Annotated in this window: 13 protein-coding genes; 4 read left to right on the forward strand and 9 right to left on the reverse strand. The window is 53.1% G+C overall.

Annotated elements, in window-relative coordinates:
• Positions 1–38: 38 nt before the first annotated feature.
• The 6 genes from AC6I9Z_RS13340 to dapA form a co-directional block, all read right to left on the reverse strand.
• Complete coding sequence (locus AC6I9Z_RS13340) at positions 39–665, reverse strand: glutathione S-transferase family protein (protein WP_109356671.1); 627 nt, start codon at positions 663–665, stop codon at positions 39–41.
• Between the two features lie 283 nt (positions 666–948).
• Positions 949–2,040 carry a recombinase RecA gene (gene recA / locus AC6I9Z_RS13345; RefSeq protein WP_461456269.1) on the reverse strand — a complete coding sequence of 364 codons (1,092 nt, stop codon included), beginning with the start codon at positions 2,038–2,040 and terminating at the stop codon, positions 949–951.
• A gap of 152 nt (positions 2,041–2,192) precedes the next feature.
• Positions 2,193–4,559, reverse strand: coding sequence for a response regulator (locus AC6I9Z_RS13350; RefSeq protein ID WP_461456931.1), 2,367 nt, complete (start codon positions 4,557–4,559; stop codon positions 2,193–2,195).
• 61 nt (positions 4,560–4,620) lie between these two features.
• A complete protein-coding gene (locus tag AC6I9Z_RS13355) occupies positions 4,621–5,229 on the reverse strand; it encodes a DUF2062 domain-containing protein (protein WP_461456270.1) in 609 nt (202 codons plus the stop codon).
• The gene (gene smpB / locus AC6I9Z_RS13360) at positions 5,222–5,704 is read right to left on the reverse strand and encodes an SsrA-binding protein SmpB (RefSeq protein ID WP_108809722.1); all 483 of its coding nucleotides are present in this window, start codon (positions 5,702–5,704) and stop codon (positions 5,222–5,224) included. The genes AC6I9Z_RS13355 and smpB overlap by 8 nt, the downstream gene beginning before the upstream one ends.
• Complete coding sequence (gene dapA / locus AC6I9Z_RS13365) at positions 5,704–6,579, reverse strand: 4-hydroxy-tetrahydrodipicolinate synthase (RefSeq protein ID WP_461456271.1); 876 nt, start codon at positions 6,577–6,579, stop codon at positions 5,704–5,706. Before dapA ends, smpB begins: the two co-directional genes overlap by 1 nt.
• A gap of 103 nt (positions 6,580–6,682) precedes the next feature.
• Between dapA and AC6I9Z_RS13370 the strand changes: the two genes are divergently transcribed.
• The gene (locus AC6I9Z_RS13370; RefSeq protein WP_461456272.1) at positions 6,683–8,659 is read left to right on the forward strand and encodes a lytic transglycosylase domain-containing protein; all 1,977 of its coding nucleotides are present in this window, start codon (positions 6,683–6,685) and stop codon (positions 8,657–8,659) included.
• Between the two features lie 32 nt (positions 8,660–8,691).
• On the opposite strand, the gene AC6I9Z_RS13375 is transcribed toward AC6I9Z_RS13370, so the two are convergent.
• On the reverse strand, positions 8,692–9,837 hold the full coding sequence (locus AC6I9Z_RS13375) for an aromatic ring-hydroxylating oxygenase subunit alpha (RefSeq protein ID WP_461456273.1): 1,146 nt from the start codon (positions 9,835–9,837) through the stop codon (positions 8,692–8,694).
• Complete coding sequence (locus tag AC6I9Z_RS13380) at positions 9,834–10,427, reverse strand: TetR/AcrR family transcriptional regulator (protein WP_461456274.1); 594 nt, start codon at positions 10,425–10,427, stop codon at positions 9,834–9,836. Before AC6I9Z_RS13380 ends, AC6I9Z_RS13375 begins: the two co-directional genes overlap by 4 nt.
• Before the next feature lie 93 nt (positions 10,428–10,520).
• On the opposite strand from AC6I9Z_RS13380, the gene AC6I9Z_RS13385 reads away from it, so the two are divergent.
• The 3 genes from AC6I9Z_RS13385 to AC6I9Z_RS13395 all read left to right on the forward strand — a co-directional run bounded on the left by AC6I9Z_RS13385 (position 10,521) and on the right by AC6I9Z_RS13395 (position 12,926).
• The gene (locus AC6I9Z_RS13385; RefSeq protein WP_461456275.1) at positions 10,521–11,417 is read left to right on the forward strand and encodes a sterol desaturase family protein; all 897 of its coding nucleotides are present in this window, start codon (positions 10,521–10,523) and stop codon (positions 11,415–11,417) included.
• 24 nt (positions 11,418–11,441) lie between these two features.
• A complete protein-coding gene (locus AC6I9Z_RS13390) occupies positions 11,442–12,023 on the forward strand; it encodes a DUF2141 domain-containing protein (protein ID WP_461456276.1) in 582 nt (193 codons plus the stop codon).
• A 126-nt stretch (positions 12,024–12,149) separates the two neighbouring features.
• On the forward strand, positions 12,150–12,926 hold the full coding sequence (locus AC6I9Z_RS13395; protein ID WP_461456277.1) for a class I SAM-dependent methyltransferase: 777 nt from the start codon (positions 12,150–12,152) through the stop codon (positions 12,924–12,926).
• A gap of 86 nt (positions 12,927–13,012) precedes the next feature.
• Here AC6I9Z_RS13395 and lepA read toward each other — a convergent pair whose 3' ends face one another.
• Positions 13,013–14,818 (reverse strand): translation elongation factor 4, encoded by a 1,806-nt coding sequence (gene lepA, locus AC6I9Z_RS13400; RefSeq protein ID WP_461456278.1) that lies wholly within the window; start codon positions 14,816–14,818, stop codon positions 13,013–13,015.
• Positions 14,819–14,883: the final 65 nt, after the last annotated feature.

The raw sequence follows: 14,883 nt of genomic DNA on the forward strand, positions 1-14,883 counted from the left end.
TCCCGTCAATTGATCAATCAGCAAATTCTGATGCACGATCATGCATAGGCATAAGGACCGCCTTTTTCGAGCGCAGTCTTATACTGCGGCCGTTCATGAATGCGTTTGAGCCATGCCTGCAAATTCGGGAAACGATCATCCAGACCAGCGCGTGCCTGGCTCGCCTCTAGCGGAAAGCTCATCATCACATCGGCGGCTGTAAGTTCGCTACCCGCAAAATAAGGGCGAGATGCGAGTTCGGTCTCAAGCCATGATAGCAGGTCCTCTACCATACCCATTATAGGTTTCTTTGCCGGCCAGCCCAGAAATCCTAGGCGGTTAATAACAAGTGTGCCGAATAGCGGCGGCATCATCGATCCTTCGGCAAAGTGGAGATATTGGGTGTAAAGTTGCGCCCCGGTCCTGTCCTCCGGCGCCCCCAATGTGCCACCCGCTTTCCTGACAAGATATTCGACAATAGCGGCCGTCTCGATAATCACCTGACCATCATCTTCGATCATCGGTGATTTGCCCAGCGGATGGATTGCTTTCAAACTGTCCGGTGCGCGTTGTGTCTTCGGGTGCCGTTCATAGCGCTTGATCTCATAAGGAAGCGCCAATTCTTCCAGCAACCAGAGGATGCGTTGGGACCGGCTGTTTTCGAGATGATGGACAATGATGGTCATGAATTCCCCTTTTGAAGTGATCGCAAATTTACCAGCTCGGTGTTCTACTGCACCCAAAGTTCACACAAATCACACCAGGAAGACCGCAAAAAACGTGAACCCGCCAGGTTTTTCCAACTTTTGACAGGAAATTGTTGGATAGCAAATGAAAAGGGCCGTCCTGACTATCGGGGGACAGAAGGACGGCCCGGATGCCAAGGTCCGTCTCGGGGAAAACGGACCGGCAAAACTTGAATTTTGGAGAGAAGGATAGGGGCGGATCTAGCCCGCCCCTGCACCTATTTTATTCGGCATCAGCTTCAGCGTCGCTATCGGCGCCGACAGGCCCGGTCATCATCTCATCGGCAATTTCTTCTTCATTGCCGCGAATTTGATTTTCCAGCTTGGCCATCATTTCCGGATTCTCAAGCAGGAAGCGTTTCGAATTTTCGCGCCCCTGTCCAATACGAACGGAATCATAGGAGAACCATGCGCCTGATTTTTCGACCACACCGGCTTTCACACCCAAGTCGATAATCTCGCCGACTTTGGAAATGCCCTGCCCGTACATGATGTCAAATTCCACTTGCTTGAACGGCGGTGCGACCTTGTTCTTGACCACTTTCACACGGGTCGAGTTACCGACAATATCATCCCGTTCCTTGATCTGCCCGGTGCGGCGAATGTCGAGACGAACCGACGCATAGAATTTCAGTGCATTACCACCCGATGTGGTTTCGGGATTGCCGTACATCACGCCAATTTTCATACGCACCTGGTTGATGAAGATCACCATGCATTTGGAACGGCTGATCGAACCGGTCAACTTACGCAGTGCCTGACTCATCAAACGCGCCTGAAGGCCAACATGGGCATCACCCATTTCACCCTCAATCTCAGCGCGTGGAACCAATGCAGCAACCGAATCGACAACCAGAACATCAATCGCGTTTGAGCGAACCAACGTATCGGTAATCTCAAGCGCCTGCTCCCCTGTGTCGGGCTGGGATATGATGAGTTCGTCAATGTCCACACCAAGTGCATTGGCATAAACAGGGTCCAAGGCATGTTCGGCATCGACAAAGGCTGCCGTGCCGCCTGCTTTTTGCGCTTCGGCGATGACATGCAACGCCAATGTGGTTTTACCGGAACTTTCCGGACCATAAATTTCGATTACACGACCCTTTGGCAATCCCCCGATGCCAAGTGCGATATCCAGCCCCAAGGAACCGGTAGAGATCGATTCGACCTCCATCGCCTTGCGGGAACCCAGCTTCATAGCCGAGCCTTTACCAAAAGCGCGATCAATCTGCGCCAACGCGGCGTCAAGCGCCTTTTGTCTGTCTGATGAGTTCAATTGATTATCCGATTCTACGACTTTTAAATTGCCGGCCATTTGCCTGTCCCCTTCGCTAAATGCTTGTACACTATCAATCAATGATGGATATGATGTACCGCATTTGTTCTACTAGAACAAGAGTGGAACAGAATTTTTTTGAAATTGCATAAAACACAATTTCATTAAGCACTTATGTGCAATATTAAATGCTATTTGGCATGTTCGGCCAAAACTTCTCCTACGGCCTCGGCGATTTGAGCGACGGAAAAAGGCTTGGGCAGGAACGCAACATTGTCGAGATCAATGGACTTGCGCAATTGCTCCTCGGCATAGCCCGACATGAACAGGATTGGCATATCGGGATATTGCGCCCGCACCTCTTTGGCCATGGCCGGTCCATCCATGTTTGGCATGACCACATCCGATACGATCATATCAAAAATCTCCTCGCCCTCGCCCAGCGCTTCGATATGCTGTAGTCCTTCTTCTCCATCACTGGCCGTAACAACTGTATAGCCTTGCCGTGTCAACGCCCGTTCAGCGACAGCACGGACCATATCCTCGTCCTCAACCAGCAGGATGTGACCGCTGCCCCATAGCTCTTTCTTCGCCACGGCCTTCAGTGGCTCTGACGACGGCAATGTTTCCTGGTCAGAAACCTGGTGTACGGGGAAGTAGATGGAGAAAGTCGCACCTTCGCCCGGTTTGGAATCAGCAAAGATATAGCCACCGGACTGTTTGACGATTCCGTATACCGTGGACAGGCCAAGTCCGGTGCCCTTACCGACTTCCTTGGTTGTAAAAAACGGTTCAAAAATTTTGCCGATAACCGCTGGAGGAATACCGTTGCCCGTATCCGTAACAAAAAGCGCTGTATAGTCACCGACCGGAAGGATATCGCGCTTCATTGCCCGGACGTCGGACGGGGCGATCATTTGTGTCGTGATCGATATCTTGCCACCATTGGCGCCGCTGGCATTGATGGCATCGCGCGCATTGACGCCCAGATTAATGATTACCTGTTCCAATTGCCCCGGGTCGGCGCGAACCAGGCCAAGATTGCGGCCATGCTTCACTTCCAGCTCGATGCTGTCATCAAGCAGGCGCTTGAGCAGATTGGATACGTCAGCAACCACATCGGGCAACTGCAGAATTTGAGGCCGCAATGTCTGCTGCCGCGAAAAGGCGAGAAGTTGCCGCGTCAAACCAGCGGCGCGATTGCTGTTATTCTTGACCTGCTGAATATCATCATAGTCACTGTCACCAGGCGCATGCCGGAGTAACATCAGATCACAATGACCAATAATCGCGGTCAGGATATTATTGAAGTCATGCGCCACACCGCCAGCCAACTGGCCGACTGCCTGCATCTTGGTCGCCTGCGCCACCTGACTTTTCAATTTGGTCTCTTCGCTATTATCCTTGATCGATAGCAGGACCGCTGCATCACCAAGCCCGCGAATCCCGGCCATGCCCAAAGCGACCGGATCATCTCCACCATTGCGCAGCCGGACCGCAAGATCGCCGGACATGGAAGGACCACTGGCATAGCGCCGGACCGCGTCTGCCACCGCCGATTTGTCATCCCGGATCATCAGATCCCCCGGATAGAGCGGTTTCTCTCCCTCCTGGACACCAGCAACTCTGCCAAAGGCATTGTTGAAAAACAAAAAACGCCCATCACGGTCGGTCAGAGCCAATCCTAGCGGGAGCAAGGACAGCATCGATTCGACTTGCTCCAGTGCCTGACCGCGCTCGACTGCGCCGCCGTCATCGTCAATGAGCAGGATCAGCGCCGGACCTTTTTCCTGTTCGCGGTCCAGCGGGATATGGAACAGGCGAACCGGTGTACCATGTCGGCCATCACGTTCGAAAAAGATCGTGCCCTTGTCATCAGACCGCAGGAAATTGATAAAGTTGCGGCCGGATATATTGGCTTCTTCACGGCCTGTGGCTCTCAAAGCAAAACCCTGGTTGGAAGCCCTGATCCGGCCCTCGCCGCCAATAACGGTCGCCAGCACGCCCGCTCCGGACAGCGCCCGGCCTGTCGCACCCCCGACCATGCGGATCGTGTCGTCCAGTACATCGTTGCGGCGCTGCGGCTTGAATTGCCAAAGCAGATATTCATCGCCCTGCCCCGCACGCACAACCTTCGCATTATATTCAGCCACCCCGCGCTTCAGCCCTTCGGCATAGCCGCGGCCATCTCGCCATGCGTTCCTGCCAGCGGTGGTCAGCAACTCATTCCCGCCATCCTGTAACGGCAGTTCTGGTGGAATCGCCGGACCGTTAAACCATTTCGTGAAAAGTTCATTGGCGCAAACCAGGCGCCCGGCGCGATCTGTAATGGCCAGACCAATTTCGGATTGATCGGCAACCAGCCGAGTGACCGCCCAATCGGCAATGGATGCTGTTTCTTCATCTGCTGCCGCATTTTTCGGACGCAGGAAATAGACCACTGCACCGGTCGTTATTGCCAGTGCCAGGAAAGCCAGAAGCAGCGCTGTGTTTTGAACCTGCCAGTATAATAGCCCGAGCGACACCGAAATCGCGGCCACCAAAATCACGATACGCATGCGCACATCATTGGCCGCCTTGCGCGTGCTGGGGTTCAACAACCCGATATTATCGCGGGCTTCACTTGCCATCGAAATCTCTATCCAGGCCGAGCTTCTCTATCCGCCTCTTCCACTTTCGGGCCGTCCACCAACGCCAGCCAAAAGAGCTGATCACATAACCAATCCCGCCAAATATGATCCCCAGCAAGACAAAGCCAAAAAAGGTCACGCCCACTTCCCGAATAATCCATGTCGTCCATTCAACCAGACCATTGACCTGGCCATCCCCTGATATGCCACTGGTTATGCCATCCATGCGTAGGACAAACCGGCCAAGCTGGTTCGCAATTGCCAACCAGAACGGATAGGTAAAGGGATTAGTGATGAATGTCGTCACGGCCGCGATTGGAACGTTTGCACGGATCGGCAAAGCCAGGAACAATGCCACGAATGTCTGGCCGCCCAGTGGAACCACAAATCCGGTCAGCAGACCCAGCGCAACTCCGCGCGGTACCGACCGCCGCGTAAAACGCCACAGATCAGATCGCAGAAACCGATGGGCAATCGGCTTGAGATAGCGGTTATTGGCCATCCCGGCGCGGGTCGGCATTTTTTCTGCGAACCAGCGGTAAAACCGCTTGATCGTGCGCGCGCCCCAATCTTTGTCTGGTGAATTCGGATCAGCCATGTTCGCGTAACAACCGCCCCTGTTGACGTTTCCAGTCGCGGTCCTTTTCAGTCGCCCGCTTATCGGGGGCCTTTTTACCTTTGGCCAATGCTAGCTCAATCTTGGCTCGCCCCTTGCCATTGAAATAGATGGACAAGGGCACAATCGTCATGCCCTTGCGCATTACGGCGCCGTAAAATTTGTTGATTTGCCGACGGTTAAGCAGCAACTTACGCGGACGCTTCGGTTCGTGATTATGGCGGTTCCCGTGACTCCATTCCGGGATATTGGCGTTGATCAGCCAGACCTCGTCATCTTTCACCTCGGCATAGCTTTCGGCAATAGTCCCAGAGCCGAAACGTAAGGACTTCACCTCTGTTCCTGTCAGCATGATGCCCGCTTCAAACTTCTCATCCAGATGATAGTCATAGCGCGCACGCCGATTTTCGGCGACGACCTTCTGTTTGTCAAATTCAAGAGGACGAGGCTTCGCCATCAGATCAAACCGGCTCCCTCCAGCGCCGTGTCCACGGCTTTGCGGGCTGCATCGGAAGGCGGCGTCATCGGCAAGCGCAAATCAACCGGAAACTCGTCAACGACCCGGGACAAGGCATATTTCACTGGCCCGGGCGATGCATCGGCGAACATCGCCTTGTGAAGCGGATAGAGCTTGTCATTCAACTCACGCGCTTTTTCATAGTCGCCAGCAGCGCAAGCCGCTTGAAATTCGGCGCATAGCTTAGGCGCAACATTGGCAGTCACCGAAATGCATCCGGCACCGCCAGATGCGTTAAAGGCGAGAGAGAGTTCATCCACACCGGACAACAGGCAGAAATCATCATCGCAGGCAAGCCGGTGATCGGTAACCCGGTCAATTTCACCGCTGGCATCCTTTATTGCAATCACAGTTGGCAGTTTGGACAATGCCGCCACCGTTTCCGGCAATATATCCGTCACGGTGCGCGCAGGCACATTATATAGCACCAGCGGCAAGTCATTTTTCGTCGTCAGTGTCTCAAAATGGGCGTAAATGCCTTCCTGGTTGGGCCGATTATAATAAGGCGCCACGACCAGTCCGGCCGCTGCGCCGCATTTTTTGGAAAAATTCAAATGGAGCAAGGCGTTGGTGGTGTCATTGGAACCGCAACCGGCAATGACCGGCACCCGTCCGGCGGCTTGTTCGATGCACACTTCGATAACACGATGATGCTCGGCATTGGACAAAGTCGAGGACTCACCGGTGGTCCCACAGGGGACCAGACCGCTACTACCTTGCTCTATTTGCCAGTCTACCAAGGCCCGAAATTCACCTTCCGCAAACGATCCGTCGCGAAAGGGAGTCACCAGGGCCGGAATTGAGCCGGAAAACATGGAAATACTCCTTTAAATTTGGCTAAGAAATTGCCAAGGCTTACTCAAGCTTAACAATGATATAGTTCTTCGTTCAGCGCCTGATAAGGAGCCTACCCCCAAAATGTCCAGTATGGTATCAAGAATTATTCTCGCAAGCCTGCTTTTAACACCAGTAACATGCATGGCTGCAGAGCAAAGCGGCGGTGCGACACTGTCCGACCCCACTGGTGGAAATGCCGTACTCGGCCTGCAACGCTGGCGTGTTTTGACGCAATCCGACAATTATTCTTTTGAAGATTATGCCGGTTTTCTTGTCACTTATCCTGACTGGCCAGACGGCGCGCGTATGCAGCGCAATGCAGAGCAGGCAATTGATATCAACAATTTCTCCGCTGGCCGGGTGATTGCCTTTTTTGACCGCTTCGCACCGCTAACCAATGCCGGGGCGGCAAAATATGCCGTTGCCCTGCAATCCAGGGGGGAAACGCTAAAAGCCAATGCGATGGCGCAGCAGGCATGGCGTGGCGGTACATTGACCGACGAAGATGAAGCAGCCCTGCTCAGCCGGTTTAGCTCCGCCCTCACAGTGGATGATCATGATGCCAGGATGGATGCGCTTTTATGGGCACGGGCGACACAGGATGCAGCTCGGCAGCTCGGTTTTGCATCATCCGGGCGCCGCGCGGTTTTTGCCGCCCGCCTGGCCCAGCTGACCAACGCACCGGATGCCAATGCGAAAGCCGGAACCGTCAATAGTCTGGGCCAGTATGATGCCGGCTATATAGCCGACCGCGCACGCTATTTGCGTAATAAGGGGCAAAGCTACAATGCGCGCCGGCTCATGGCCAACCGGCCGGAATTGCGGATCCGACCCACTAGCGATTCCCAGATCGCCACATGGTATGAAGCCAATCTGATCAATGCACGCGCTGCATATAACGACCGGCAATGGACAGTCGCTTATAACATCGCATCGAAAGTCGACGATGCCTATGCCGGGCCAACGGATATTGCAGCGCAGAGCAGCCGGATCCGTGACAAATATTCCGACCTCACCTGGCTGGCCGGCAATGCCGCCCTCTGGGGTCAGCGTAATCCGTCCAAGGCGGTCGCGATGTTTGACCGTTATGCGCGTTCCTATAACAGTCCCAACATCCGCTCCAAAGGCTATTATTGGGCTGGTCGTGCAGCCGCCGAAGCAGGACAAACCGCTGAGGCAACAAGCTTTTTTGAGAAGGCCGCGGCCTTCCCCGATCATTTTTACGGTCAGCTGTCGCTGGAACGTTTGGGCCGATCCCTTCCCACATTTAACCGGAAACCGGCCATCGAGATCACTAACGAAGACCGGCGCACCTATGACCAGAGTCCTCTGGTCATTGCCACAAAGGCCTCCACACGGACTGGGCCATGGAAAGAACAAATTCGTTTCCACCGCGCCTTGGCCTATGAGGCCGACAGTCCAAAAGACTATTTGTTGATCAGTGACTTATCAAAGCGTATCGGTGCCCGTGATCTTGGCGTGATCAAGGGAATTAGCGCGCTTGGCGCAGGCGTCGGCCCCATTGATGAAACCTCTTTCCCGACCATGCCAGTTCCTTCCGGTCATCAGAGCAGATGGACCATCATTCACGCGGTCACGCGGCAAGAAAGCCAGTTTGCACAAGGCGCGATCAGCCATGCCGGTGCGCGCGGTCTGATGCAGCTGATGCCCGGCACTGCGCGAGAACAATCCGGCAAAATAGGATTGTCCTATAATCTGTCCGGTCTGACCGGCGACCCCCAATATAACATCCGGCTGGGAAGCAGTTATTTTCAGCGGATGTTGAGCTATTATGGCGGCAGCTATCCGCTGGCCGCTGCGGCTTATAATGCAGGGCCGGGCAATGTGAACAAATGGCTGCGGCGCAATGGCGACCCGCGGCAAGGCGGTATCGACTGGCTGAAATGGATTGAAGACATACCGATTTCCGAAACCCGCAATTACGTCAAACGCGTGCTGGAAAATGCAGTCGTCTACGACACAATGAATCCGCGTGGTCCGACGATCAAAAGCGATACACCGCTGACCCGCTATATCGGGAAAAATTACAAAGGTTGATGGGAAGGTCGGCTTTATTGCGGAAGTAGACACTAAAGAGACATCGCTTCAGCCAATGTTTCATGAAACCATCTGATCGGTTCCTCTGCACCCGGTCCTTCGGCCAGCGCACCGATTTCAAACGCAGGCGATTCCAGTCCGCGTTGGTTGCGCTCACAAATCCAAACGTCTTCGGTCTGAAAATCCCCGGTTTCAAGCGGATGCTGCTTCCAGTTGTCGGATGAGATAATGTCACTGTCACCATTGTAACCGGGAATAAATTTGCGTTCGTCCCGTGATTGTCCTGTGCCAGCCCAATGGCGGACATGAAGGAGAGAACGTGAGGGAGAAACGGGTTCAAGCCATGACAGGCTAAAACTATAGGGCGTCGCGGTAATCAGTATGTTTGGGAAAAGGAAATAGACACCGCCAAATTCAATATTTTCAGCTGATTTCACCGGTTTTGACCACCAATCAGCAAATTCCTTACGTATTTTGGCGGGTAGCGAGTGGCGGACGCCTTCTTCATCCATCGCATACCAGATCATGTGGTCGCCATATCGCTCCCAGATATTTTCATCAGGCGTTGGCCCACCGAGCGTATTCTCATGCAGATAGGCCAGATGATAGCCGTCAATGGCGTTCTCGACGAACACCTTCCAGTTGCACTTCATGTCGTAGGTAAGCGATTTGCTTTCCCGCAGATCGCTTGCACTCAAATCATGAGGCCAGGCTTTATCGGCGATAGGTGCGATCCAGCTTTCAAAATCTGCCTGGGGATCGGGGTGAACAAAAATCATATCCTGAAACACACCAACTGATGCAGGCTTTAATCCCATCTTTGAGCGATCCATATCCGGGAAGCATGATGACATGTTCGGTGCTCCCCGGAGTTGGCCGTTCAGACTGTAGGTCCAGCGATGATATGGACAGATCATGGCTTTACCGATATTCCCTTCGCCTCCTTCCACCAATAGTGTCCCGCGGTGACGACAGACATTGTGATATCCCGCCAAGGAACCATCGGCCAGCCGGAGTACCAGAAGCGGATAGTCTCCGCACATAAGCGCTCGAAAATCACCTTCTTTTGGCAGATGACTTCCCAGTGCCGCAAAGGACCAGCTGTTGGAAAAAATTTTCGATTTCTCGCGCTTCTGCCAACTCATTTCGACATAGGCTTTGCGAGGTAGTAATGTCATCGGCTCATTCCCTTTTCAAGATTGTCTACCAAAGCCAGGGCGGCGGCCCTGGATGCACCGCGCAAACGGGACATATCGCCGATCAGGGCAAAGCTATCGACGTTGAAATAGATGCCCAGGATTCCAGCAGCACAGGCTTCCACCCTGTCTGATGCCGCTTTTTGGAAATCCTGCCTTATGATGCCTGTCATCACGTCAAGAGATTGATCGATCCAGTCGCGCAGTCGCTTGGCAAGTTGCTTGTCCTGCGCTCCTCCGGCAATCAGCGCTTCGGTTAGCAGAACCAGTTGGGAGTCGCTGTAACGGGAATCGAACAGATACTCGATCAGCGCTTTGGTTTTGTTCTTTTCGGGAAGAGCCTTAGTCAACGCTGCCCATTGATCATCCGAGCGCGCAAAAAACCGCTCAATCAAGGCCAGCACAAGATCGTCCCGATTGCCGACATTGTGGCGGATTAACGCCCGTGCCAGGTTCGCTTCTTCGGCAATCCTTTCCAGGGTTGCACCTTCTATTCCATAACGGGCCACACAGCGCTCAAAAGCCTGCAGAATTTGTTCGCGGCGTTCTTCTTTCAGTGCAGGACGCGGCATGGAATCTCCATTAAATTATCAACATTGACAATTTAATGTAACTCTCTATTTCAATATTATCAAGTCTGATAATTTAAGATTCGGAGTAAAAATTTGGATTTCCTGTTTGAGAGCATCGACCCCTCTTGGGTTGAATATTGGGATGCCATGATCAACGACTGGTTTTTCGTCGGTGCGTTGATCTTCCTCGCGCTGGAATTCGTTCGCTATCGTATGAAAGGACGTCTCAACTGGGATATCATCGGCGACACGATTACCAACTACATCACACTTGCCATGTTCATTGGCATCAATTTTCTGGTGCTAGGCGGGCTTTACTATGTCTTTGTTTACGGATCGCAGGATTTTGCGCTGTTCGAGATTGATACCAATCTGGCCACGATCGCTATCTGCATCATTGTCGCCGATCTACTATACTATTGGGAACATCGCTGCATGCACCGGTTCAACTTTGCCTGGGCGACACATAGCGTTCATCATAGCTCACCGCATTTCAACATTTCCGTGGCCTATCGCTTTGGTCCGATGGATGGGCTTTGGCCGATGTTCGGGACCGTGATCATGGTTCTGCTCGGGTTCCATCCGATTGTGGTCGCTTTTGCCGAGATCATGGTGCAGCTGTATCAAACAGCCTTGCATACGGAGACGATCAAGAAACTACCGCGCCCGGTTGAACTGATCTTCAATACACCTTCCCATCACCGCGTCCATCATGGCTCAAACCCTGAATATCTGGACACCAACTATGGGGGAATATTCATTGTCTGGGATAGGATGTTTGGCACCTTTGCCGAAGAGAAAGCGCCTGTCGTTTACGGTCTTGTCAAGCCGATCAACAGCAACAATCCATTGATCGCCTTTTTTCACGGCATTTATCGCGTCGCCGAAAATGTCATCACAGCAAAGGGATGGCGCAACAAGCTCGGCTATTTCTTCGGTCCACCGGAATTTGAACCGGATAAAGTCGCACAAGACCGATCATCGCACTAACAAATCTGAAAAACGGATATTTCCATGCCAACGAATAAACAACGTATCGCTGCCGTTGCTGCAACCGCAACCATCGTCCTTGGTGGAGGTTGGCTTGCCAGTCTGATATCGCCTGCCAACGCCAGCGGTACAGATGCTATTGCGGCGGAAAACACTGGGCCAGTCTCCTCTCAGACCAGGCAACAAGAACCATCGGAAAAACCGGTTCAGGTTTCACAGCAAGAAGAGCAATTGCAGGCACCTTCTGGCAGGACAATGCAAGTGTCGATCAACGGCATTCGCAATAGTCACGGCAAAATCTACATCGCGTTATTTGATAGTGCGGAGGCGTTCAATAGTTATGATTATGATCGCGCTGTCGGGTTTAAGGGACCGCCGGCCAAGGAGGGCTCCTTGACCGTCAATTTCCCGGACCTTGCCGAAAAGCCTTATGCCATTTCGGTATTCCATGATGAAAATGGCAATCAGAATTTTGACCTGTCAGGTGGATATCCCTCGGAAGGCTACGGCACTTCGCACGCAAAAAGCGCCTATGATGAACCAAAATTTCATCAAGCCAGCCTTATGCCAGGTTCAATAGGTATCAGGCTGCACTATTTAAGCTAGAAGTGATGTCCGTTTCTGCACCCAAATGGACATCGGCAGTCCAAGAACCGCGTTCAACCGCATTTACGATCCCAACATCCATTAACCCCATTGCCCCCGTCGCATCCCTCGCCTAAATCTTTCAACATGAGTATTTTTACTGGCAATCATTTCTTTCTGCCCGTCATTGCAATTGCTGCATTGGCGGCCACCACTCCATTGGCAGGGTGCAAACGAATACCCGATGCTGATGCCAACCGTCCGGAAACCGCGCTGGCCTATCCGCCGGCGTCTCGGCCGGTATCCGAACTTGCTGGCAATCAATGGTCGACCGAAACCGCACGCGACAAGGTTGGTGAAGCGGAAGAAATCATGAAGGCTGCGGGAATCGAACCCGGCATGACAGTTGCTGATATTGGTGCTGGTGAAGGCTATTATACTGTCCGGTTGGCTGAAAGAGTCGGTGCCGAGGGACGGGTATTGGCACAGGATATCGACAAGGACGCAATAAAACGGCTTGCCGATCGAGTCGCTCGCGATGCGCTGGACAATGTCTCCATAAAGCTGGGTGCGCCAGATGATCCGCGCCTCCCCGAAGACAGCTTTGACCGTATTTTTCTGGTCCATATGTACCATGAGGTGCGGGAACCTTACGCTTTTCTGTCACGGCTGCGTCCTTCCATCCGCCGGGATATAAATGGTGGCAGCTATGATGGCGGCGAAGTGATTGTTGTCGATGTCGATCGCCCCTTTGTCCAGCATGGTATTCGGCCCAAACAGCTATTCTGCGAATTTGAAGCGGTTGGTTATCAGCTGATCGGCTTTATGGAGCGACCGGAACTTGGCGGCTATTTCGCACGCTTTCGCCCGGTAGGCAAAGCGCTGCTGCCAGGCAAGATCAAGGCTTGCGAGTTAGAAAAGTAAAAAGCTTCGTATATGTATTTGAGCCCGCAAGCCCTGCACCCCGGGCATTATGCGTGTTCAATAATATATATACTATAGGTGCTTAACTAGCTTTCATCACCCATTTTCAGAGCAGCAATAAACGCCTCTTGCGGGATACTGACATTGCCATATTCACGCATTTTGGCCTTACCCTTTTTCTGCTTGTCGAGCAGCTTCTTCTTTCGGCTGATATCACCGCCATAGCATTTGGCGGTCACATCCTTGCGCATCGCTGCGATTGTCTCGCGGGCTATGACCTTGCCGCCAATCGCCGCCTGCACCGGGATCTTGAAAAGATGGCGCGGGATCAGATCCTTAAGCCGCTCGCACATATGACGTCCGCGTGATTCGGCAGCTTCACGGTGGACGATCATGCTGAGCGCATCAACCGGATCGCCGTTGACGAGAATGTTCATCTTGACCAAATCGCCCGTCCGCAGACCAACCTGATGATAGTCAAAGCTCGCATAGCCGCGCGAGATACTCTTCAACCGGTCATAGAAATCGAACACGACCTCATTGAGCGGCAACTCATAGACGACCTGCGCGCGGTCTCCGACATAGGTCAGATTCTTCTGCACGCCCCGCCGGTCCTGACAGAGTTTCAAAATACCGCCGAGATATTCGTCCGGGCAATAAATGGTCGCCTCAATCCACGGTTCTTCGATATGGGATATTTTCACGACATCCGGCATGTCGGCGGGATTGTGGAGAAACTGCTCCGATCCATCATTCATCACCATTCGGTAAACCACAGATGGCGCGGTGGTGATCAGGTCAAGGTCATATTCACGGGTCAGGCGTTCCTGAATAATTTCCAGATGCAAAAGGCCAAGGAAACCGCAACGGAACCCCTGTCCCAGCGCGGCACTGGTTTCCATTTCAAAGGTAAAGCTGGCGTCATTAAGCCGCAGTTTGCTAATGCTTTCACGCAGCTTTTCAAAATCCGCGGCATCGACCGGGAAGAGACCGCAGAACACGACGGATTGCACTTCTTTGAAGCCCGGCAATGCTTCTTCCGCTCCGCCTTTAACGGTAGTAATCGTGTCACCAACTGCTGTCTGGGATACTTCCTTGATCTGCGCTGTAATAAAACCGATCTCACCCGCAGCCAATTCCGGCAATTGCTCAATCTTCGGCCGCATACAACCAACTCGGTCAACCAGATGCTCGGTGCCCTGCGCCATGAACTTGATCCGCTGTCCCTTAGTCAGCACACCGTCAATCACACGGACAAGAATGACAACGCCCAGATAAGGGTCATACCAGCTATCGACCAGCATGGCCTTCAGCGGCGCATCGCGGTCGCCGCCCGGTGCCGGTATTTTCTCGACAACCTGTTCCAATATGTCTTCGATACCAATGCCGGACTTGGCCGAAGCCAGCACCGCTTCGGATGCATCTAGACCGATAATCTCTTCAATTTCGGTACGGACCCGTTCTGGTTCCGCTGCAGGCAGGTCGACTTTGTTGAGCACCGGAACAATCTCGTGATCATGTTCAATCGACTGATACACATTGGCGAGCGTCTGGGCTTCAACGCCCTGTGCCGCATCAACCACCAGCAGTGCGCCTTCGCAGGCGGCCAGGCTGCGCGACACTTCATAGGCAAAATCGACGTGGCCCGGTGTGTCCATAAGGTTCAGCTCATAAGCTTCGCCATTTTTAGCAGTGTAGTTGAGCCGCACCGTCTGTGCCTTGATGGTGATACCGCGTTCCCGTTCGATATCCATATTGTCGAGCACCTGCTCGCTCATCTCGCGCTCGGTCAAACCGCCAGTATATTGGATCAGGCGATCCGCTAGAGTGGATTTGCCATGGTCAATATGCGCGATGATCGAGAAATTACGAATATGGGAACGTTCAGTCATGTCCGCGCCGATAGCAGGGGTTTTCGCCGCTGTCAGCAGGGAAACGCGTAAAATGCGCGCCGCCT

Source organism: Parasphingorhabdus sp., assembly GCF_059726685.1.

Coding starts and splice junctions, on each gene's coding strand:
- lepA (WP_461456278.1), bottom strand. CDS start 14,818: ATGACTGAACGTTCCCATATTCGTAATTTCTCGATCATCGCGCATATT.
- dapA (WP_461456271.1), bottom strand. CDS start 6,579: ATGTTTTCCGGCTCAATTCCGGCCCTGGTGACTCCCTTTCGCGACGGA.
- AC6I9Z_RS13370 (WP_461456272.1), top strand. CDS start 6,683: ATGTCCAGTATGGTATCAAGAATTATTCTCGCAAGCCTGCTTTTAACA.
- AC6I9Z_RS13390 (WP_461456276.1), top strand. CDS start 11,442: ATGCCAACGAATAAACAACGTATCGCTGCCGTTGCTGCAACCGCAACC.
- AC6I9Z_RS13380 (WP_461456274.1), bottom strand. CDS start 10,427: ATGCCGCGTCCTGCACTGAAAGAAGAACGCCGCGAACAAATTCTGCAG.
- recA (WP_461456269.1), bottom strand. CDS start 2,040: ATGGCCGGCAATTTAAAAGTCGTAGAATCGGATAATCAATTGAACTCA.
- AC6I9Z_RS13355 (WP_461456270.1), bottom strand. CDS start 5,229: ATGGCTGATCCGAATTCACCAGACAAAGATTGGGGCGCGCGCACGATC.
- AC6I9Z_RS13350 (WP_461456931.1), bottom strand. CDS start 4,559: ATGCGTATCGTGATTTTGGTGGCCGCGATTTCGGTGTCGCTCGGGCTA.
- AC6I9Z_RS13340 (WP_109356671.1), bottom strand. CDS start 665: ATGACCATCATTGTCCATCATCTCGAAAACAGCCGGTCCCAACGCATC.
- smpB (WP_108809722.1), bottom strand. CDS start 5,704: ATGGCGAAGCCTCGTCCTCTTGAATTTGACAAACAGAAGGTCGTCGCC.
- AC6I9Z_RS13395 (WP_461456277.1), top strand. CDS start 12,150: ATGAGTATTTTTACTGGCAATCATTTCTTTCTGCCCGTCATTGCAATT.
- AC6I9Z_RS13375 (WP_461456273.1), bottom strand. CDS start 9,837: ATGACATTACTACCTCGCAAAGCCTATGTCGAAATGAGTTGGCAGAAG.